Source organism: Acaryochloris sp. IP29b_bin.137, from assembly GCF_028285745.1.
GTDB lineage: Bacteria > Cyanobacteriota > Cyanobacteriia > Thermosynechococcales > Thermosynechococcaceae > Acaryochloris.
In genome coordinates, this window is the sequence record NZ_JANQOP010000184.1 from 12404 (window position 1) to 31966 (window position 19563).

Sequence of the window (19563 nt, forward strand, 5' to 3'; positions counted from 1 at the left end):
CGTTAGGATGACCGATGATGACTCAGCTTCTCTCGAATATCACCTGGGGCAAATACCCCATGCTCAGTAATAATCCCCGTGATTAAGTCAGCTGGGGTTACATCAAAGGCCGGGTTATAAAACTCCACGCCACCCGGGCAAATATCCATAGTCCCAATCTGATAAATTTCGGATGGATGCCGTTCTTCGATGGGAATTCCGCCACCGCCTGCCAAATCAAAATCAATGGTTGAGAGTGGGGCGGCAACGTAAAAAGGTAACTGATGGGCTTTGGCACAGAGAGCCACGCTATAAGTTCCAATTTTATTAGCGGCATCGCCATTCCCAGCGATGCGATCGGCTCCCACAACCACCACATCGATCAGGTTCTGCTGCATACAATGGGCCGCCATTCCATCTGCAATCAGTGTCACAGGAATCTCTTCTTGCACGCATTCCCAAGCGGTTAATTTAGCCCCCTGCAGCCGAGGCCGGGTTTCATCGGCATAGACTCTAGCCAGTCGGCCTGCCGTCCAAGCTGAGCGCACCACCCCCAAAGCCGTCCCATAGCCAGCAGTTGCCAATGCCCCAGCATTACAGTGGGTGAGAATGCAGAGCTTTTGGGGGTCAGGGGGAAGAACACTCAGACCATGATTGCCAATGGCCTGACAGGTGCGTAAATCGTCCGCCGCAATGGCTTGAGCAGTCGTCAAAAGCTGATCTTGAATCTCAGAAGTGGATCCTAAGGTTTGGCGGGCCACTTTCAGCATCCGATCGATGGCCCAAAATAGGTTTACTGCTGTGGGTCGGGTCGCTTTCAGTTTGTCACCGACGCCAACTAGTTCATTCAAAAAAGAGTCCCGATCCGCCGTGGCAATTTCGCGACTCCCCAAGTACATGCCAAAGGCGGCAGCTACCCCGATTGCAGGGGCGCCCCGGACAATCATCGTTTTGATCGCGGTCGCCATATCATCGGAACGACGGATTTCCACTACACTAAATTGCTGTGGCAAGCGGGTCTGATCAATCAGTTCAACGTGGTCGCCACGCCAAACAACGGGATAAACGGGATTGGCAACCGATACAGTCATCAGATTTTAGTTTTCTGGGGCTTTAGTGGACAAGGGCTAGGAAACGTAGCTAGGTGCAGGTTTCTGCTTCAGCAACCCTAACACTCTTTCTGCCACTTGAGCAGGGGTAAGTCCTAATTCAGCTTTAGATTGATCTGGGGTGGCATGCTCCACGAGTTGATCGGGGACGCCAATGCGAGTCACGGGGGCCATCACTTGATGATCCATCAGGGCTTCGAGGACTGCCGAGCCAAATCCTCCAGGCAGACAGCCTTCTTCCAGGGTGACCACTTGACCAATCTTTTGAGCCAGGGGAATGATTAATTCTGTGTCCAAGGGCTTGGCAAAGCGAGCATTCACCACGGTGGCCCGGATGCCATGCTCAGTGAGCATATCCGCCACTTGAGAGGCTAAATTCACCATTGTGCCATAGGCGAGCAGCAGGACATCATCGCCATGGCGCAGGGTTTCCGCTTTGCCAATAGACAATGGTTCCCACCCCTCTTCCATCAGGCCCACACCCAGACCACTGCCTCGGGGATACCGCATGGCAATGGGACCCTCGGTATAGTTGATACCCGTGACCAGCATTTGCTGCATTTCGGCTTCATCTTTAGGGGCCATCAGCACCATATTGGGCAGGCAGCGCAGGTAGGAAATGTCATACATCCCTTGATGGGTGGGACCATCCGCACCAACAATCCCGGCTCGATCTAAGCAGAAGAAGACGGGGAGGTTTTGGATGCAGACATCATGAATAATTTGGTCATAGCCCCGCTGTAAGAAGGTGGAGTAGATGGCGACAACAGGCCGCATCTCTTCACAGGCCATCCCAGCGGCCAGCGTCACGGCATGCTGTTCAGCAATACCAACGTCAATATATTGCTTAGGCAGCTTGGCCTGTAATTTATCTAACCCCGTTCCGGTTGCCATGGCGGCGGTAATCCCAACCACTCGGGGATTATTTTCTGCGATTTTAATTAGGGTTTCAGCAAATACCTTGGAATAGCTGGGTGGCTTGGGCTTATTGGAGGGCTTAGCCTTACCGGTGTCCAAGTTGAAGGGGCTTTGGGCATGGTAGCTGACTTGGTCTTGTTCTGCGATCGCATATCCCTTCCCTTTCGTGGTGGCCACATGCACTAGCACCGGACCTTCATGCAGATGGGCTTCCTTAAAGGTTGCCAGTAACTCTTCTAGGCTATGACCATCCACCGGCCCCATGTAGGTAAAGCCCAATTCTTCAAAAACTGCACCGACCTTGGACACGGCAAGGCGCTTCATCCCACCCTTGAGCCGCTTCAAGTCAGGAGCCACCTGCTCCCCAAAGGGCAATTGCTTAAGCTGCTCTTCAAAATTATCGGATAAGAATTGAATCGGGGGACTGAGCCGCATCTTATTCAGATAGCGAGACATGGCACCCACATTGGGGGAAATCGACATGTCATTATCGTTTAAGACGACTAGCATCCGGGTGTGCGGCAGATGACCGGCATGGTTAATCGCTTCAAGAGCCATTCCACCCGTCATCGCCCCGTCACCAATCACGGCAACCGTTTTGAAATTTTCTCCCTTGGCATCTCGGGCCAGAGCCATACCTAGAACAGACGAAATACTGGTAGATGCATGGCCCGCACCAAAATGGTCAAACTGACTTTCTCGACGGTTAAGATAGCCGGCAATTCCGTCTTTTTGACGCAGGGTGTGGAACCGATTGTATCGTCCGGTAATCAACTTATGAGGATAGGCTTGGTGCCCCACATCCCAAACCACTTTATCTCGGTCTAAATCTAGAGTTTGATAGAGGGCCAGGGTGAGTTCAACGACACCTAACCCAGGCCCCAAATGGCCTCCGCTCGTCGCCACCGTGTCCAAATGTTTATCGCGAATTTGCCTGGCAATCTGCTTCAATTCTGAAATAGATAACCCGTGCAACTGGTTAGGGTGAACAATTTCACTCAGATGCATACCGGAGCCGTCTCCCGTCAATTTTGCTTATATCGCTATCCTCTACTGTAGTCGATTTCAGCCCTTCAAGTTGAATCCATTTTGGAATTGATTTTGGAATTGATCCCAGACCGTTGGTTTCAACATAGGATCAATCGGGATACGACAAAAACTGATATCAGCCAAGAGCGGATTATTCAATTCCCAATAATCGATGGTAACGGGTCCACCACCGATTCAAGGGGAAGTACACGACGGGTGCCCACAAGCTGCTCAAAATTCCAGAACTCAGGGCCATTTGGCGAAAATGGAGCCATACATCCTCAAGACGATGGGTACCCCCTAGCCCAAATTGGATGGCAGCAACCGCCTCTACCATCAGCGCCATCGCAAACACAATCAAAGCAATCGAAATAAAATCTTCTTGAATAAACCGTTTTTTGTTTAATCGCCCGGTGAGTAAACCGACGAGGGCAAGCCCCACCGTATGAGTTGGTTGAGCGGCTGTCAAACCATCTTGTATCAGGCCCAAGCAAATTCCCGCTAATACCCCTTCCACAGAGGTTCGTTTAATACTCCAGGTCACCACCCAAACTAACAGCCAATTTGGACCAATCCCGGATAGCACCATGACGGGCAATCGCAATATCAGCATCAGGGCACAAAGCATAACGGAGCCGACAACAACGGCGGCATTCCAGAGATTAAGGGTTAGCGGGGACTGTTTTCTGAAGGGAAGCGGTTTGATCATTCAGGTATACGGTGACCCATTCCAGCTTACTAATCGGTACGGCCAGCTCAACAGTGGCTTGAGGATTATAATTTTGCTCTAATTTTAAGGTCTTAATTTTACCGACCAGAAGGCCAGGAGGAAATAATCGGCTCAGGGAAGAGGTAACAATCGCATCCCCCACCTTAACATCTGGATCCTTGTCAAAAAATGTGACAATCGCGTCCGTACTAGACTGTCCTTGCAGGATTCCCATATGCCGACTGCGACTGACAATGACGCCGATCCGGCTGGTGGGATCGCTAATCAGAAGCACCCGGCTGGTCCCTTGAGAAACCGCCGTTACTCTCCCCACTAATCCTCCCGGCGCAAATACAACTGAACCCACATCAATGCCATCTGTGCGACCTTTACTTAGGGTTAATTGCTGCCACCAATTATCAGCACTGCGTCCCAGTATTTGCACTGCGATCGCTTGCTTGTTTTGGACACTGTCTTGGTCCAGTAATTCTTGGAGGGTTTGATTGCGGGACTTTAAGTCAGCCATCTGCTGCCGAAGTTGAACGGTTTGGGCGTCAACGAGTTGCTTTTGCTTAGCCGCATCTGTTTGCGCAGGACCACTGATAAACCGAAACACCTCTAACAGCCCCACCCCTTGGGAGCGACTGAATATCCATGCTCCTCCCAAGCACAAAATTGCGAGGATTAATCCCAGTCGATACCGTTCCCACCAGCGAAACAGAAAAAGCATTGATCAACAAACTAAAGGACGGCTCTCCCAACTCACTTGAGGGCGATAGGCCTGCAGATTCAGGCCACTGGCTTGATTGTATAGAGGCTTTGAACATGAATCAAACGCCCTCAATCGGGGTCGCTAGACGACCCAAAGCATCACTTCTTATTAGGGCATGCCACCCTAAAAACAATTTAATCAGATAAATATTTAGAGAATTGTAGTTTGATTGGAGAAAACCCGAGAAAACTGCTGAAAGTTCTCTAAAACCAAGCCGGTTCCCATCACAACACAACAGAGCGGATCAGAAGCAATATGAACCACAATCCCTGTTTCATGACTAATAAGCTTATCTAAGCCTTTCAACAAGGCACCTCCCCCCGCCAACATAATACCGCGGTCGACAATGTCTGCCGCTAACTCAGGTGGCATTCGCTCTAGGGTTCGCTTAACCGCCTCCACAATGGAGGAGAGGGGTTCGGTCATGCTCTCTCGAATTTCTGGACCCTTGACTAAAACCGTGCGTGGCAGACCTGACAATAGATGCAACCCTCTAACTTCCATATTGGCATCATCATTATCGTTGGTGGGGTAGGCCGATCCAATGCGGATCTTAATATCTTCTGCCGTTCGCTCACCAATCACCAGGTTATGCACTTTCTTCATGTATTGGGCAATGGACTCCGTTAATTCATCCCCGGCGACCCGAACGGATTCACTAATGACACTCCCTTGGAGACTCATCACTGCGACCTCAGTGGTGCCCCCACCAATATCAATAATCATATTTCCGGTCGGTTCATCAACCGGGAGACCTGCGCCAATGGCTGCAGCGACCGGTTCATCTAACAGATGCACCTCTCTAGCGCCTGCTTGAGTTGCCGCTTCCATAACGGCCCGTCGCTCCACGCCAGTCACACCACTGGGAATCCCGACGACCACCCGGGGCGAAACCAAGCTCTTTCCCCCGTGCACTCGGCGGATAAAATGCTGAAGCATTAACTCAGCCTTCTCAAAATCGGCAATCACCCCATCCCGCAGCGGCCGGATGGCTGTTACGTTACCAGGCGTTCGTCCCAACATCATCTTGGCATCGGCCCCTACCGCTAGGGTTTGTTTGGAGACTTGATCCACGGCAACCACTGAGGGTTCTTGCAAGACGATGCCTTTGCCTGATACATAGGCCAGGGTGTTTGCTGTACCCAGATCAATACCGATGTCTCGAGAGAAGCGACTGAAAAGGCCCACTGTTTCTTACCCTCAAAAAAAGATAACTCAGCACTTTGAATTAAGCGCTTTAATTTGTAATCAAATTGTAAACGTGCTGGATTCTATTACGTTTTAGCCAGCACGTCTAGTTTTGTCCCTAATTTATTACATCTTGTCGTTAGATGCTCTAATTATCCTCGCAACTGCCCCAACTTCAAATTCAAAACTGACAAGCCAAAGATCATCAGGAATAAGACCAAGCCCATCGCGCAAGCATAACTGTATCCTTGCCCCACTTCAGAAAACGCTTGCTCATATAAATTAGCCACAATGGTAATCGTACTGCCTAGAACCCCCCCTCCTGGGGTCATCACATAAACCTCTTCAAATACCTTGGCAGCAGATATGGCCGAAATTACAGCCACTAGCATCAAATAGGGCTCCATCAGGGGAATCGTAATATCCCAATGTTTTTGCCAACCGTCGGAGCCGTCAATGGCTGCAGCTTCATATAGGTCCTGGGGAATCGACTGTAATCCTGCTAGGTAAATGACCATGTAGTACCCCAGTCCCTTCCAAATCGTGACCGCCATAATACAGAAAAGGGCAATATCAGGATTCTGTAGCCAGACAATGGGTTCTCCGGTCCATCCCCATAATTTGAGAAAAGACTCAATAATTGGGTTCTGGGCAAGGAAACTCAGTCCTTGGTTTAGCAAGCCTCGCTCATCATACAGCCATCGCCAGGCAATACCTGCCACTACCATGGAAATAACGACGGGGGTGTAATAAGCTGCCCGAAATCCATGCATTCCTTTGAGTTTTTGATTGACCAGAATCGCTAATCCCAGGGGAAAGGTGACTAAAATGGGGACTACGCCCACCAGGTACAGTAAGGAATTTCCCAAGCTTTTCCAAAAAACCTCATCAACCCACAATTGACGGAAATTTCCCAGACCTATCCATTCTGGTGTTTGGCCAAGGGTCTCAAATTGCGTAAAGCTCAGATAGAAGGCCTGGGCTGCTGGCCAAAAGACACTTATACTCAAGATTGCGATCGCAGGGCACAAGAATAGGTAGGGCACAAGCTTGGCCATAGACAGTTTTTGTGCGTTCATGGGTTCCCTCATAGCAAGTCACTGGGGGGAGATAAAGATTCAGATAAGACCTAACTTATCCCACCATTCCTGGATTAAGAATACGTCTGAAAGTCGTCAGAATCTGAAAGCCGTCAGAAAGGGTCATTATCTGCCGATGGGTCAGGGGATTGAGTCTCTGGGGCATCAAAAAGACGAAAAATGTCTTGGCATGTCTGCTTAAGCTGCTGTTGAAAGCCGGGTGGGGGTGGTGTCTTCCCTAAGAAGTTCCAGTCCCCAACCGTTGAAAATCGCCAACGTTGGCTGCCAAAAGGGCCGAAACAAGCTGCCTCAATCCCGATCAGACGACGTTCATGCATCCGGAGCTGAAGCAAGGTTTGTCCGGCAGGCAAATTGAACCCCATGTCGATCGAATTCGGATCAACCCATTCTTGCGTATCCGGATCATTGGTCCATGGGGTGAGGTTTACTTTGACCTCTGGAAACTGATGCTTAAAGAGATTGACAATCGCAGCTATTTTGGTTGCAGCTTCAGGGTTTGTGGCTTGCTCCGCTGCATTCATCCCGATCGCTCCTTCAATTTCTCCATCACCGTCGCAAATGTGTACGACCCCAAAAGGGTGGCTTAACATCTTTCAATACTTTAACGAGACGCCCTGTATTGGCAACCGATAGGGAGGCAAAATCTTAACCTTGATGTTGTCACACCGTTGGCTTTATGCTGCTCCCAGTTGATATGAGTTAACAGTTTACTTTTGCCTTTCCCAGAACAATAGTGTTGAGCTTATCGAGGGTTTGTGTCAATTTTGATGTTTAGCTTGGGGAATAATGCTATCTTGTCGCTGACGTTATCCAAAATGACGCAAGGGTCATGAATCGGCTCTGCCCCTATTGTTTTTACCAAAACGAATCATCAACGAATCGCAATTGTGCCCGTTGTTTACGAGATTTAACCCATATTCCCTGTTGTGACAACTGTGGTGCAACTCGATTGGCCTTTGCTCGATATTGCTATCACTGTGGTCAGAAACTTTCCCCTATACAGGCGGCGACCATCCCCAGTACTTCATATCGCAAACGTCCGACGAGTCCAACCAGAACGGTTAATCTCGATGGTGACTTCGATCAAGCAGAGAGGGATGACTGTCGTAAAACCCAATTTGAACAAGAATCTCTGAGGCTTTTGCATCTTCAAACCGGGAGATTATTGGCACTCCCTGCACAGGTTAGCCGGATCGTGGTGGGAAAGGCGGGTGCAGATAGCTGTCCTCATATTGATGTGCAAAACTTCCCCAATTCTGAAGTGGTTTCGCGCCAGCAAGCCAGCCTACATATTGTGCATACTGACTGTGCGATCGCAGATCTCAACAGTACAAACGGCACCTACGTGAACCATATTCAGCTTCCCGTTGGTCACCATCACCCGCTAGAATTTGGAGATCGAATTGACTTTGGCCAGTCTGAAAAATTTACTTTCCTCTTCATTCGGGAATTGCCCATCAACTTAAAACACCTGCAAACGGTCTCTGGGGGGGATATTGCATTTGAGCAAGAAATCTTGCAAACCTATGATCAACGGGCTCATCTCAGCCTGGAGCAGATGAAAACCGCCATCATTCAGCAAGATTCAGTCTTGTTGGCCTCTACCGCTGAAGACCTCGCCCTCGCCAGCCATAACGTTGGTGCACAAGTCGTCCACTTATTGGCCTCTCAATTACATCAAGACGCTCACCATAAATCTGCGACTGCCCAAGGACAACTTTTGAACGTGATTGAAGAAGCACTCCAGAAAGTGCGATTCTTTACTAAGGTTTATTCCTAGCCCATTGTTTGGTTACTGGCGACGTTCTCCCATGCTCAACATTGATGTTAAACCGGCCCTGCTCGTCCTAGCAGATGGGAGCTCTTATCCCGGTTGGTCCTTTGGATCACCGGGGACTGCGGTTGGAGAAGTTGTATTTAATACGGGGATGACCGGATATCAAGAAGTATTGACGGATCCGAGTTATTGCGGCCAGTTAGTTTCCTTTACCTATCCTGAATTGGGGAACACCGGCGTTAACCCTGAGGATGATGAATCAGAGCGACCTCAAGTCAAAGGGGCAATCGCCCGCAATCTTTGTCATCAACCCAGCAATTGGCGCTCCACTCAACCCCTATCTCACTATCTGCAAGCACATAAAATTCCTGGCATTTATGGGATTGATACCCGAGCCCTGACTCGGACCATCCGTTCTGCAGGTGCAATGAATGGTGCCATCTCCACCGAGATATTGGACCCTCAAACCTTACTGAAAAAGGTGCTGCAAGCCCCCTCCATGGAAGGGTTGAATTTGACAGAATTAGTCACCACAAAAACGGCATATGAATGGGTAGACCCAACCCCTGCCACCTGGGAGTTTAGGCAATCCCCACCCCCTGCTCATTCAAACCAATTATCCTTAACCGTTGTTGCTCTGGATTTTGGAATTAAGCGAAATATCCTTCGGCGCTTGGCAAGCTATGGATGTCGAATTATTGTCGTTCCTGCCCATACCCCTGCCACCGAAATTCTCAGCCATCAGCCAGATGGCATTTTCTTGTCCAACGGCCCTGGGGATCCGGCCGCCGTCTCTGCGGGCATTGAGACGGCAAAAGCCTTGCTTGCAGAACAGAAACCCATGTTTGGTATCTGCTTGGGACACCAGTTACTGGGATTATCCCTTGGCATTGATACATTTAAACTTAAATTTGGTCATCGGGGCTTGAATCAACCCGCTGGCCTGCAACACCAGGTCGAAATCACCAGCCAGAACCATGGGTTTGCCCTGAAGGCTGAATCCATAAGCCAGGCCAAGGTTAAAGTGACCCACTTAAACCTCAACGATCAAACCATCGCTGGCATGAAACACCAAACCCTGCCCGTTTTTTCAGTCCAATATCATCCCGAAGCGAGTCCGGGTCCCCATGATGCAGATTACTTGTTTGCCCGTTTCGTCCAGGCCATGCAGACCCATCGTACCGAGCGGCCGGATTAAGCCGTCCCGTCTATTTTCCTTCCTTGCCCTGTGACTGAAGATTCCCGTCCAACCCCTTTTCCCTTAGCCGTTGAGGTTTTGGGAGACGGCTTTCCCATTCTCTGCTTACATGGTCACCCCGGCACCAGTCAGTGCATGGGGGTTTTTACCCATTTTTTGTCTCAAAACTATAAAACCTTATCCCCTGACTTGCGAGGGTATGGTCGGAGCAAAACCCGTGCTGCCTTTGACATGGGCGATCATCTTCAGGATCTGATCCAACTGCTGGACCAGCACGGCATCCAAAAATGTTTAATTTTGGGCTGGTCATTAGGCGGCATTCTGGCAATGGAGTTGGCTATCCGTTATCCCCGTCGGGTCAGCGGCCTAATTTTGATAGCGACAGCAGCTTATCCCCGCAGCAACCATCCCCCCATTACCTGGCAAGACAATCTCTTTACCGGGCTAGCGGGGATCATTAACTGGATCCGACCTGGTTGGCGTTGGAATATCAATACCCTGGGTCGACGGTCGTTATTGCGCCATTTGATGGTTCAGCAAACTCCGCAGTCCTATAAATATTTGGGCCGTTACGCTGTTCCAGCCTTTATCCGCACATCTCGCCATGCACAGGGGGCTCTCAACCAAGCTTTAAGACAGGGATATAACCAAGAGGGACAATTGAGGCACATTCAATGTCCTTGCTTAGTGTTGGCAGGGGAGCAAGATCGCCACATCACGGCGACAGCCAGTAAAGCGACTGCCGACCTTCTCCCACACAGTGAATGGATTTGCTACCAGCAAACCGCCCACCTGCTGCCGTGGGAAATTCCTGATCGAATACAGCAGGATCTCCTGATATGGCTGAAGAAATATCCCAAAGTCACTCTTAATTCAACTGGGGGTTAATCTTGACAGGTATCACTGGCTCAACATCTGGTTCATCACAAACCGTCAATTGGGCAGGTTTGCAACGCTTCACGTCTGTCACAATTGATTTAGCCTGCTCAGCTTCTAAGTCTTCAATATAACCTGGTAGAGCTGCTTCTGCGTCCTTTTGAGTGATAAAAGGGCCGAAAAAATAGATGCACACTGGTGAAGATGTCTTGATCTCAACCCACCAGGCTAATCCTAAGCGATTATAGAATTCGGCAAAGCGGCTCGACAAATCTGTGGCGTTGTCTTTTGTCGTCATGGTGAAAATGCTTTCCTCTGCAATGCTAAGTCCTGAATTTCAAACCGTTTTGGTTAACAATGTATGCTAGAGCCCCTTTATATTCTGTAACATCCGTATACGTCAAGGATACAAATGGAGGGTTTCTACCCAACGTTGGCGATAGACTTCATATAAAGCCATACCGGTTGCAACTGATGCGTTTAAGCTGGCTGTTTTTCCCTGCAAGGGAATTGAAACTAACTGGTCGCAATGGTGTTGTGTAGATACGCTTAAGCCTGGCCCCTCGGCGCCGATCACTAATACGGTGGGCGCTGTAAACGCCACAGAATGAACCGGCTGCGGGGCGGAGGTACTCAATCCATAAATCCAAAATCCAGCTTTTTTGAGCTGCTCAAGCCCCTGGTTTAGGTTCACAACCCGGGCTATTGCCAGAGATTCTAGGGCCCCGGTTGCGACCTTGGCCACAACGGAAGTAACGCCAGCCGCTCTCCTTTGGGGAATCACCATCCCCTGAGCCCCCAATGCCTCGGCAGTCCGAATCATAGCGCCAAGATTATGGGGATCGGTAATGCTGTCAGCCGCGATAATGACAGGTTTGGGGGTGGCAGAGCAAGCCTGGTCGATTAACGTCGTTAAATCCAGATATTCATAGGCCGCCACTTGAGCAGCGATCCCTTGATGGGCAGCGTGTTGGGTGAGTTGATTCAGGCGACGGTGATCGACTTCATCAATAATGGTCCCTTGTGACTTCGCTTGATTAAGCAGACTATGAAAACAGGGATTGTACCGCAGTTTAGACACGACCCAGATGCGATTGAGGGAGCGCTGATGTTCTAACGCGGACTGGACGGAGTGACGTCCATAGATCAAGTCTCCCCTCTCTTCTGGAGCGGCAGCGGTTTCCTTAGAAATCCTTTTGGGCTTTTGAGATGATCCTGAGGGGATGGCCTGATGTTGAGGCTTTTGGGTCGATGAATATGAGCGCCGCGGCTTGCGGGGCTTATTTTTGCCTTTGTTGTTTTGGGAGGGCCGCGCTTTGGTCATGGGGGATGAAAATTTTGATCGATGGGCCAAAGAGGATGTCCTGGAAAAATCAAATTGGAGCTATTTTAAGCAGAATTGGACGTTGAGGGATCAAGCTTAATTTGTGCCAGCAGCTCTTCCAATCGAGGGGGATCGGTGAGATAGAGATAACCAATCAGGGTTTCAAACCCCGTTGCATATTGATAAGTCACGGGGTTCGTTCGCCTTGGGCCTCCAACTGCGGCATTTCTCCCCTGTTTGAGAATAGCTTGTTCAGCGCCAGAAAGCAGGGGATACAACTCCTGGGCAATCTCAGCTTGAGCTTCAGCCCGAACACAAGCCACCACCTTCTGGTGATAATCCCGTAATCGGGATGGCGGCAGGAGGTAGTAACGTCTGATAAATAACTCGTATACCGCATCGCCGATATAGGCAAGCGCCGTTGGCGAAATTGCCCGCACTTCTGTGGGGGAAAGGGATGTCAGCTGCAGAAAAGAAAATGGAAGACTGTATAGCATTGTTGTTGCTCAGGCACTAAGCAACAGGGAGGGACATCAGTGGGCTGCTTCAGTTAAGGTTGATCACTGGGTTGATCATCGGGCATTACCGTAAGCGATAGAGCCCTTTATTTGTCAACATTTGCGATCGCAGTATCAACGTTGGGTTGCAACGACAGAAAACTTTCCAATCGAACCAGTTTGACGGTTTGGGTAACTCTCGGATTAGAAACAATTTGGAATGATCCCCCAGCCGTTTGTGCTTTTTTGGCTAGCTGAACAAGTACCCCCAAACCCGAGCTATCGATAAAGTCAATTTTGGAAAGGTCCAAAATAACGTGAAAGGGACTTTCATCTAGACACTTCGTCATCACCTTGCGGAAAACAGGTTCTGAAAACGCGTCTAGTAAGCCGGTGAGGCGAAAGAGTTGGTATTTCTCCCTGACATCCCGTGTGCCTCGTAAACTTACAGTCAGGGTTAGCTGTTCAGGAATAGTGCCCTCCTAGTACCAAAACGCTAAACAGATGATGAGGGTCTAGTATAGGGTCTTGACGCAGTTCTTGTCCACTGGCCTCAAAGAGAAGGAAAAGGGCGCGATGGAGGGTTTACCGCCCCTATCTTTTTATCTGCAAACTTAAAAAATACCTAGTTAAGATCCATCACAATTTTTATGTTCAGCACAAAGGCAGGATGCCAGATTGTTTGAAGCGTTTCTGCGATTGCTGATACCTAAGTCCCTTACGCAGAAGACACCATCGACACGAGTTTTTGATATAACTCAGAAAATTCACTTTTGGGGGTAAATTGCCCAATCGGAGAAACGTCCAACTTAGGAGAAGTTACTTTTTTAACGGACGCGGAACTACTAGTCTGGTCTGGAGTATTTTGCCCCAACAGGGCAGACATCTTCTGATGAACTTCGGTATTTTCAATCCCCTCCCACAGCTTCTCACCCATCAATGATGCGTCGGCGTTTGATCGATTTGCGGTCCATGGTTGAGATGCCTGAGCAGAGGACACCACGGAATTTAAGTCTACAGCGTTTTTTTGCAGGGAAGGGGGGGGCTGGGTTTTCGGAAGTTGCCGCTCCCAGTCTTGTCTGATAGTCGCTGGAGAAGCTGGAATATCTTGAACACCAATGTCTTGCTTGAACCAGATCTGAGGGAAGTTGTGGCAAATAAGGGCCTCAAATTCTCGGTTAAAGTTACAGGTGGGATGCCCTTTCCGTTGCCAGTCAGCCAGCAGCCCTCTCACAGAGATCGTCTTATACCGTCCCCTATATAATGACTCGATTAAAGCCAATCGAACCCACTCGGGAGAATAGTCATGCAACCAACGCTCAAGTAGCAAGTCTTGAGCATGCCCATCAACTTCATAACTGTAGTAGGTCAGTAGGCGTGAAGCCATGGCGAGTAGGGTTTCTGCTGAGGAGTCTGCCATAAATATGGATGGGAGGAGGACAGAGATTAGACAACATCTAACCTTATCAAGCAGGATTAAGCTATCTCTAAAGGAAAGCCGAGATAATGCCTCTAGTCTAATCAATTTAGGGGAAATGATGTGATCAAATCCGGGATAAAACATAAAGAAACAGACAAATTTCCTCTCATGTACACTGCTAATCCCCTGAGGTCGGTATGATACGGGTTGTGATATTCCAGCCCGAAGAACCCTATGCCTGCTGATAGTTTTTCCCCATCTGTTATCGGTGTCGCTGTTGTGGGCACTGGCTTTGGCCAAAAAGTTCATATTCCTGCTTTTCGAGACTATCCAGGGACTGATCTGGTAGCGGTGTATAACCGTGACTTAGCTAAGGCTGTTGCAATCGCACAATCTCACAACATCCCTTATTCTTCCAACGATCTCGGCGAAATACTGAGTCGCTCGGATGTTCAGGGTGTGAGTATTTCAACCCCTCCCTTTCTCCACTATGAGATGGCGACCCAGGTCCTCCAGGCCAAAAAGCATTTGTTCCTGGAAAAACCCACTACCCTGAAGGCTTCAGAGGCGCGAAAACTGTATCAGCTCGCGCAGCAGCAAGGCATTCAGGCAACCCTTAACTTTGAATTTCGATTTGTGCCAGCCTGGATGCAGATGAAAGCTTTGCTGGCTGAAAACTATGTTGGACAACCACGCCTGATCAAAATTGACTGGTTAGTGCCTGGACGAGCTGATCCGAATCGCCCCTGGAGTTGGCATGCTAGTAAAGATCTAGGCGGTGGTTCACTGGGGGCATTGGCTTCCCATACCTTTGACTATATTACTTGGCTATTTGGTCCTGCTAAACGAATCTGTGCCCGCCTGGTGACCACCATTCCCTCTCGCCCCGATCCAAAGAGTGGGACTGCCAAAGTCGTTGATGCTGACGATACCTGTGTTCTGATCCTTGAGCTAACGAATGGCACAACCTGTCAGGTGAATATTAGTGCGACCACCTATGCCGGTCGAGGACATTGGGTGGAAGTCTATGGCGATCGAGGCACCTTAGTTCTGGGAAGTAGCAATCCCAAGGACTATATCCACGGATTCCAATTAAAAGGCAGTCAAACGGGAGCCGAGTTGCAGGATATCCCCATCCCAGACTGGCTTCAGTTCGAGAAAAACTACCCGGATGGGCGTATTGCCCCGACCCAGAGAGTAGTAGAACATTGGACCCACATGATCCAACACGGCCAAACGACGGCTCCCTCTCTGAAGGAAGGTGTCTATTCCCAACTGCTGATGGATGCGGCTCACCAATCCCATCAACAAGGTACTTGGATTGAAGTGCCAAATCTAGTTGATTATCTAAGTTAAAGATTAAAGGCGTCTCTCTCTGTTTCCATTGCTTGGAGGGCCAATTGAAATCCCTATCTACCTCAGGGAAATGCCCCGTAATTGGATCAGAAATTCCAATTCCTATGCTTGCAAGTCGAACTCATAACGACTATGATTTAGATACGGATTCGTCTCGACTACGATTATGGCTCGCATTGAAGAGATTCCCATTGATTCAATCCACCGACCGCTGTACCGACAGAATGATCCCCAGCGAGTAGAGACATTGATGATGTCTATTGCTGAAATTGGCTTGCAAGAGCCCATTGAAGTGTTGGAAGTTGAAGGCCGATACTATGGTTTTTCGGGATGTCATCGCTATGAAGCCTGTACTCGGCTTGGATATACCACCATTCTTTGTTGTATTCGTAGAGCCCCTCCCTCTGTCTTGCAACGACACTTAGCCTAAGTTTCTTGGATCGGTATTCTTCAACAACGGTTTATCCCCTTTCTTCTGATTGGCCCATTCTCTAGTTTTTTTGAGGTAAAAACCATGCAAGCTGCTCCAATCAATATCGGTATTTCCGAAAGCGACCGCCAGCAAATTGCTGAAGGGTTGTCTCGTCTTCTCGCAGATACTTATACGCTCTATCTCAAAACCCACAATTTCCACTGGAACGTGACTGGTCCCATGTTCCAAACCCTTCATTTGATGTTTGAAGAACAATATAATGAGTTAGCCCTAGCGGTTGATGCAGTAGCTGAGCGAATCCGAACATTAGGGTTTCCAGCACCGGGGACTTATAAAGAATATAGTCAACTCACTTCGATCCAAGAAGCAGATGGCGTTCCTTCTGCCGAAGCTATGATTAAAGAACTGGTTGCTGGCCAGGAAGCAGTGGTTCGGACAGCTCGCTCCATATTTCCCCTGGCTGATTCAGCTAATGATGAGCCGACTGCGGATTTGCTCACTCAGCGAATGCAAATTCACGAGAAAACCGCTTGGATGTTACGGAGTTTATTAAACTAAGCTGGCTTGAACTGATCGAGGTGGGGCGATCACTGGACAATGCGATCGCAAAGCTGGGATTGTAGCCTCAAAATAGGGGACTCCCCACAGCATCTGTAGCCGTGGCGATCGCTATCATTGTTTAACGATGCCCCACCCCAGAATCTGCGGTTGACGTCTGATCACCAATAGATATTCGCGATCGCAAAATTTATCCACCCAGGCTTGAATATCTTTCGCTTCAAATTGACGGGTATCGAAGGTGATACTGCCCGCTGTGATCGCTTCGTTGTATATAGATGCGATCACAGCATAATCTGCTAACGTACTGGCTCTAATCTGAACCGTCGTTGTGTCTGACATTGAAGACATAATCTCTGGCCCCCCAAGCCGGTTCTATCATGGCATCAGCCGGCACCAGGTACCCTATACTTCCCAGCTGCCGTAGCACCCAAGAACCAAATTGCCCCATTTTGTAATGTTCAATCACAGGTATCTCGAATTCTCAAGCCAACATGCTAGCGTTGCTCTAGCGTAGGCACAAATTCAGCGAGTAATTCAGATGTCGGTCCCAACACTTCAATATGCTTACTTCCCAGGCTGTGTGGCTCAAGGCGCTTGCCGAGAGTTATATATGTCAACTCAGGAAATTACCCAAGCCTTGGGGATTCAGCTCCTTGAATTAAAACAAGCAGCCTGTTGTGGCTCCGGCACCTTTAAAGAAGATTCACAGCTCCTAGAAGATACCGTCAATGCCCGCAATATTGCCCTAGCCGAACAGCTCAATTTACCCTTACTCACCCATTGCAGTACCTGCCAGGGCGTTATCGGTCACGTGGATGAGCGGTTGAAGGAAGCAAAAGAAACAGACACTGAATACTTTGACCAAATTAACAACCTTTTATCAGAGCAACATTGTTCGCCCTATCAAGGGAGCACCGAAGTCAAGCATATCCTCTGGGCCTTGGTTGGAGATTATGGATTAGAAGCCCTCTCCCTGCAAGTCAAGCGTAAGCTTAGCGGCCTAAAATGTGCCGCATTCTATGGTTGTTATCTTCTTAGGGCTCAAAAAAGTCTTCCCTTTGATCATCCAATTCACCCTTCTTCAATGGAGAATGTATTTTTGGCCTTAGACGCCACTCCAATCTATTATTCAGGCCGAACTCAATGTTGCGGCTGGCCCTTAGCGAGTTATGCCACCTTCGAATCCTTTGCCCTGGCAGGGAGCAGAATTCAGGACGCGATTACTGCCGGGGCGGACTGTCTGGTGACCCCCTGTCCACTTTGCCACTTAAATTTAGATTCTCGTCAGCCTGAGGTTGAACAGACGATTGGCACTCCATTGGGGCTACCTGTGCTACATCTCCCCCAGTTAGTTGGTTTAGCCCTCGGGATCGAACCTCAGAAACTCGGCTTAGAAAAGCACGTTGTCTCCACTCAACCTATTTTGGATAAGTTAGGAATCGGTTAATATCAATTGCTAATCCCTCTCAGTGACTGATCTTTGAAATCCCTACACCCCTAACCTACGTCTTCATGAGACCGATGACCGTGCTTAAATACCTGAGAGAATAAGCTTAGGGTTTAGAGAAACCAGAATTAGCCAGGAACCCCCAGAATTTTCCAAGCATCTTCATGATCTAGCCCTCCCTCTTCACCCATCGCTACCATGAAACCTCTTCTGCCAACAATGGTTTTGCTTCCCCTCGGTACCCTCCTGCAAAAGGGAACGTATCGTCTAGATCAACTCACTGGACATCGGGGCTGGCAGCTAACCTACGAGGGTACTCATTTACCCAGTCAACAACCTGTCCTGATTGAAACCCTTAACCCATCCCGTCAGCAACCTAAAACAATTGCCCAACAGCGCAATACTTTTCTACAGCAGGCTCAGGCATGGCAGCAATTAAACCATCCGTCTCTAGAGCCCGTTCGAGACGTCTTTGTAGAATCCGTCCTCCCGTTCCTGGTCAAAGACAAGCTATCAGGGCAGACCTGGGACATGCAGGTGGAACATCAGCCCATGCCGGAGGCAGATGCGATCGCACAAATCACTCAAATAGCCGACGGCTTACACCGCGCTCATCAGCAACATCTCTGGCATGGGGATATCCAACCCAAAAACGTCGTGGTTCACCCCCAAGACCATCGTCCCATTCTTGTGAATTGGGTTTGGAGACCCAATACCCCCGGTTTACTGCCGCCCAATTCTCATGCCTATGCAGCGCCAGAAGCTGCGCAAGGCCAACAAACCGTCGCAACAGACATCTATGGACTCGCCGCAACTTTATACACTTTGGTGACCGGGCAAGCTCCGGTTACAGCCTCTCAGCGACAGCATATTCGCTTAGAGTTCCATCCTCCAAGCTTAAGCCAAGCAACGGTTGTTGCCATTCTGCGGGGGATGGCCATACAACCTCAACATCGTCCGCCATCTCTTCCTGAGTGGTTGGAATTATTTCCCACCCCTTCTCCACCCCCTGTATCATTTTCAACAGAATCGGGTAACATAGGCCCAGATTCCCCTGCCCCAATACTGTCTGGACCTTTATCGCCAGCACATTCTTCAACGTTAGAGGCATCTGCCGCGTCAGCATCAGACCCTACTTTCCCTGCTCCAGAAGTGTCTTCTCCCTCTTCTTTCGTCTCCAAGTCAGAGAATCATTCAACCGCAACCACTTCAAAATCAACAGTCCCTCTTCAGGAGCCCAACCCGACTGTGTCACCCACTCGTCTCCAATCCTATTCTGCACCGCCTCGCTTTCCCTTCCGAGCTTTAATACTCTGTTCGGTACTTTCTGGGGTTGTGGGAATTGCCTTTGGGCTGTTGCTACGGTTTCATTACCAAAATCAGTTCACCAACCCACAGGTCCCTGCAAAGGCTCCCCCAGTTCAAGTTCAAAATGAGGATTTTCTGCCCAAACCCGGATCGACCAGAAGACCGATAGAGGAGTTGCCCACTCCAACTGAAACACCCCTTGAGTCCCCCACTCCCCCAACCTTAGAAGAGCCAGACCTTAATCCCCAGTTTGACCCAGAGGGAGAGTCAGACCCCACACTTCAGGAGCCTGTTCCCCTTAGCCCCGATCCCTTAGCAACAGATGCTCCCCATTCTGATTTACAAACACCGATAGAGCCCTACCCTGACCCTTCAGCCCCCGACGTTGGCCCATCCCCATTTGATCCTTTTTCTACTCCTGATTTCTCGACCCCACCGCCGTCGGACACTTCAACAGACTTCCAGTAACTATCCTTCTTAAGCCTCCGGTTTGACCGGAGGACTCGTAAGGTTTAACCTTCCCTGCGGTCATAGTCCTATCCCAAAACTTCGGGAGTTGCTA

Annotated in this window: 21 protein-coding genes; 8 read left to right on the forward strand and 13 right to left on the reverse strand. The window is 49.3% G+C overall.

Translation table 11 applies throughout. The annotated features are described in order from the left end of the window. Window positions 1-2 precede the first annotated feature (2 nt). The 7 genes from mtnA to Q0991_RS13380 form a co-directional block, all read right to left on the reverse strand. Complete coding sequence (gene mtnA / locus Q0991_RS13350; protein ID WP_299489216.1) at window positions 3-1070, reverse strand: S-methyl-5-thioribose-1-phosphate isomerase; 1068 nt, start codon at window positions 1068-1070, stop codon at window positions 3-5. A gap of 36 nt (window positions 1071-1106) precedes the next feature. Next, entirely contained in the window at window positions 1107-3014 is a 1908-nt protein-coding gene (gene dxs / locus Q0991_RS13355) for a 1-deoxy-D-xylulose-5-phosphate synthase (RefSeq protein ID WP_299489217.1), read from the reverse strand. 172 nt (window positions 3015-3186) lie between these two features. Further along, a complete protein-coding gene (gene mreD / locus Q0991_RS13360) occupies window positions 3187-3744 on the reverse strand; it encodes a rod shape-determining protein MreD (RefSeq protein WP_299489218.1) in 558 nt (185 codons plus the stop codon). Beyond that, the gene (gene mreC, locus Q0991_RS13365; protein ID WP_299489219.1) at window positions 3698-4474 is read right to left on the reverse strand and encodes a rod shape-determining protein MreC; all 777 of its coding nucleotides are present in this window, start codon (window positions 4472-4474) and stop codon (window positions 3698-3700) included. The genes mreD and mreC overlap by 47 nt, the downstream gene beginning before the upstream one ends. A gap of 192 nt (window positions 4475-4666) precedes the next feature. Continuing rightward, window positions 4667-5704, reverse strand: coding sequence for a rod shape-determining protein (locus Q0991_RS13370; protein ID WP_299489220.1), 1038 nt, complete (start codon window positions 5702-5704; stop codon window positions 4667-4669). 152 nt (window positions 5705-5856) lie between these two features. Further along, window positions 5857-6783, reverse strand: coding sequence for a sugar ABC transporter permease (locus tag Q0991_RS13375; protein ID WP_299489221.1), 927 nt, complete (start codon window positions 6781-6783; stop codon window positions 5857-5859). A 113-nt stretch (window positions 6784-6896) separates the two neighbouring features. Beyond that, window positions 6897-7325: a hypothetical protein gene (locus Q0991_RS13380; protein ID WP_299489236.1), complete on the reverse strand. Its 429-nt coding sequence runs from the start codon at window positions 7323-7325 to the stop codon at window positions 6897-6899. Between the two features lie 308 nt (window positions 7326-7633). On the opposite strand from Q0991_RS13380, the gene Q0991_RS13385 reads away from it, so the two are divergent. The 3 genes from Q0991_RS13385 to Q0991_RS13395 are packed head-to-tail and all read left to right on the forward strand — an operon-like array spanning window position 7634 to window position 10667. Then, window positions 7634-8584, forward strand: a complete 951-nt coding sequence (locus tag Q0991_RS13385) for an FHA domain-containing protein (RefSeq protein ID WP_299489222.1) — start codon at window positions 7634-7636, stop codon at window positions 8582-8584. A 31-nt stretch (window positions 8585-8615) separates the two neighbouring features. Then, window positions 8616-9779: a glutamine-hydrolyzing carbamoyl-phosphate synthase small subunit gene (gene carA / locus Q0991_RS13390; protein WP_299489223.1), complete on the forward strand. Its 1164-nt coding sequence runs from the start codon at window positions 8616-8618 to the stop codon at window positions 9777-9779. A 30-nt stretch (window positions 9780-9809) separates the two neighbouring features. Further along, window positions 9810-10667, forward strand: a complete 858-nt coding sequence (locus tag Q0991_RS13395) for an alpha/beta hydrolase (RefSeq protein ID WP_299489224.1) — start codon at window positions 9810-9812, stop codon at window positions 10665-10667. On the opposite strand, the gene Q0991_RS13400 is transcribed toward Q0991_RS13395, so the two are convergent. The 5 genes from Q0991_RS13400 to Q0991_RS13420 all read right to left on the reverse strand — a co-directional run bounded on the left by Q0991_RS13400 (window position 10648) and on the right by Q0991_RS13420 (window position 13896). Next, the gene (locus Q0991_RS13400) at window positions 10648-10953 is read right to left on the reverse strand and encodes a DUF1816 domain-containing protein (protein WP_299489225.1); all 306 of its coding nucleotides are present in this window, start codon (window positions 10951-10953) and stop codon (window positions 10648-10650) included. The two genes, Q0991_RS13395 and Q0991_RS13400, sit on opposite strands and share 20 nt — an antisense overlap. Window positions 10954-11055: 102 nt before the next feature. Beyond that, a complete protein-coding gene (gene rlmB / locus Q0991_RS13405; RefSeq protein ID WP_299489226.1) occupies window positions 11056-11979 on the reverse strand; it encodes a 23S rRNA (guanosine(2251)-2'-O)-methyltransferase RlmB in 924 nt (307 codons plus the stop codon). Between the two features lie 65 nt (window positions 11980-12044). Then, window positions 12045-12476 (reverse strand): ribonuclease III domain-containing protein, encoded by a 432-nt coding sequence (locus Q0991_RS13410; RefSeq protein WP_299489227.1) that lies wholly within the window; start codon window positions 12474-12476, stop codon window positions 12045-12047. Window positions 12477-12583: 107 nt separating this feature from the next. After that, on the reverse strand, window positions 12584-12949 hold the full coding sequence (locus Q0991_RS13415) for an STAS domain-containing protein (protein ID WP_299489237.1): 366 nt from the start codon (window positions 12947-12949) through the stop codon (window positions 12584-12586). Window positions 12950-13194: 245 nt separating this feature from the next. Next, window positions 13195-13896, reverse strand: coding sequence for a hypothetical protein (locus Q0991_RS13420; RefSeq protein ID WP_299489228.1), 702 nt, complete (start codon window positions 13894-13896; stop codon window positions 13195-13197). A gap of 234 nt (window positions 13897-14130) precedes the next feature. Here Q0991_RS13420 and Q0991_RS13425 point away from each other — a divergent pair, with 234 nt between their 5' ends. The 3 genes from Q0991_RS13425 (at window position 14131) to Q0991_RS13435 (ending at window position 16243) form a co-directional block, all read left to right on the forward strand. Next, complete coding sequence (locus tag Q0991_RS13425; RefSeq protein WP_299489229.1) at window positions 14131-15252, forward strand: Gfo/Idh/MocA family oxidoreductase; 1122 nt, start codon at window positions 14131-14133, stop codon at window positions 15250-15252. A 166-nt stretch (window positions 15253-15418) separates the two neighbouring features. Then, a complete protein-coding gene (locus tag Q0991_RS13430) occupies window positions 15419-15682 on the forward strand; it encodes a sulfiredoxin (protein WP_299489230.1) in 264 nt (87 codons plus the stop codon). Between the two features lie 84 nt (window positions 15683-15766). Next, window positions 15767-16243 carry a Dps family protein gene (locus tag Q0991_RS13435; RefSeq protein WP_299489231.1) on the forward strand — a complete coding sequence of 159 codons (477 nt, stop codon included), beginning with the start codon at window positions 15767-15769 and terminating at the stop codon, window positions 16241-16243. A gap of 114 nt (window positions 16244-16357) precedes the next feature. Here Q0991_RS13435 and Q0991_RS13440 read toward each other — a convergent pair whose 3' ends face one another. Continuing rightward, the gene (locus Q0991_RS13440) at window positions 16358-16594 is read right to left on the reverse strand and encodes a hypothetical protein (RefSeq protein ID WP_299489232.1); all 237 of its coding nucleotides are present in this window, start codon (window positions 16592-16594) and stop codon (window positions 16358-16360) included. A gap of 190 nt (window positions 16595-16784) precedes the next feature. Between Q0991_RS13440 and Q0991_RS13445 the strand changes: the two genes are divergently transcribed. After that, the gene (locus tag Q0991_RS13445) at window positions 16785-17693 is read left to right on the forward strand and encodes a CoB--CoM heterodisulfide reductase iron-sulfur subunit B family protein (protein WP_299489233.1); all 909 of its coding nucleotides are present in this window, start codon (window positions 16785-16787) and stop codon (window positions 17691-17693) included. A gap of 198 nt (window positions 17694-17891) precedes the next feature. Further along, window positions 17892-19469 (forward strand): protein kinase, encoded by a 1578-nt coding sequence (locus Q0991_RS13450; RefSeq protein WP_299489234.1) that lies wholly within the window; start codon window positions 17892-17894, stop codon window positions 19467-19469. The last annotated feature ends 94 nt before the right edge of the window (window positions 19470-19563 follow it).

Bases quoted from the DNA above. Each gene is read 5' to 3' on its own strand.
- mtnA (WP_299489216.1), bottom strand. From the start codon at position 1,070: ATGACTGTATCGGTTGCCAATCCCGTTTATCCCGTTGTTTGGCGTGGC.
- dxs (WP_299489217.1), bottom strand. From the start codon at position 3,014: ATGCATCTGAGTGAAATTGTTCACCCTAACCAGTTGCACGGGTTATCT.
- mreD (WP_299489218.1), bottom strand. From the start codon at position 3,744: ATGATCAAACCGCTTCCCTTCAGAAAACAGTCCCCGCTAACCCTTAAT.
- mreC (WP_299489219.1), bottom strand. From the start codon at position 4,474: ATGCTTTTTCTGTTTCGCTGGTGGGAACGGTATCGACTGGGATTAATC.
- Q0991_RS13375 (WP_299489221.1), bottom strand. From the start codon at position 6,783: ATGAACGCACAAAAACTGTCTATGGCCAAGCTTGTGCCCTACCTATTC.
- Q0991_RS13380 (WP_299489236.1), bottom strand. From the start codon at position 7,325: ATGAATGCAGCGGAGCAAGCCACAAACCCTGAAGCTGCAACCAAAATA.
- Q0991_RS13385 (WP_299489222.1), top strand. From the start codon at position 7,634: ATGAATCGGCTCTGCCCCTATTGTTTTTACCAAAACGAATCATCAACG.
- carA (WP_299489223.1), top strand. From the start codon at position 8,616: ATGCTCAACATTGATGTTAAACCGGCCCTGCTCGTCCTAGCAGATGGG.
- Q0991_RS13400 (WP_299489225.1), bottom strand. From the start codon at position 10,953: ATGACGACAAAAGACAACGCCACAGATTTGTCGAGCCGCTTTGCCGAA.
- rlmB (WP_299489226.1), bottom strand. From the start codon at position 11,979: ATGACCAAAGCGCGGCCCTCCCAAAACAACAAAGGCAAAAATAAGCCC.
- Q0991_RS13410 (WP_299489227.1), bottom strand. From the start codon at position 12,476: ATGCTATACAGTCTTCCATTTTCTTTTCTGCAGCTGACATCCCTTTCC.
- Q0991_RS13420 (WP_299489228.1), bottom strand. From the start codon at position 13,896: ATGGCAGACTCCTCAGCAGAAACCCTACTCGCCATGGCTTCACGCCTA.
- Q0991_RS13425 (WP_299489229.1), top strand. From the start codon at position 14,131: ATGCCTGCTGATAGTTTTTCCCCATCTGTTATCGGTGTCGCTGTTGTG.
- Q0991_RS13430 (WP_299489230.1), top strand. From the start codon at position 15,419: ATGGCTCGCATTGAAGAGATTCCCATTGATTCAATCCACCGACCGCTG.
- Q0991_RS13435 (WP_299489231.1), top strand. From the start codon at position 15,767: ATGCAAGCTGCTCCAATCAATATCGGTATTTCCGAAAGCGACCGCCAG.
- Q0991_RS13440 (WP_299489232.1), bottom strand. From the start codon at position 16,594: ATGTCTTCAATGTCAGACACAACGACGGTTCAGATTAGAGCCAGTACG.
- Q0991_RS13445 (WP_299489233.1), top strand. From the start codon at position 16,785: ATGTCGGTCCCAACACTTCAATATGCTTACTTCCCAGGCTGTGTGGCT.
- Q0991_RS13450 (WP_299489234.1), top strand. From the start codon at position 17,892: ATGAAACCTCTTCTGCCAACAATGGTTTTGCTTCCCCTCGGTACCCTC.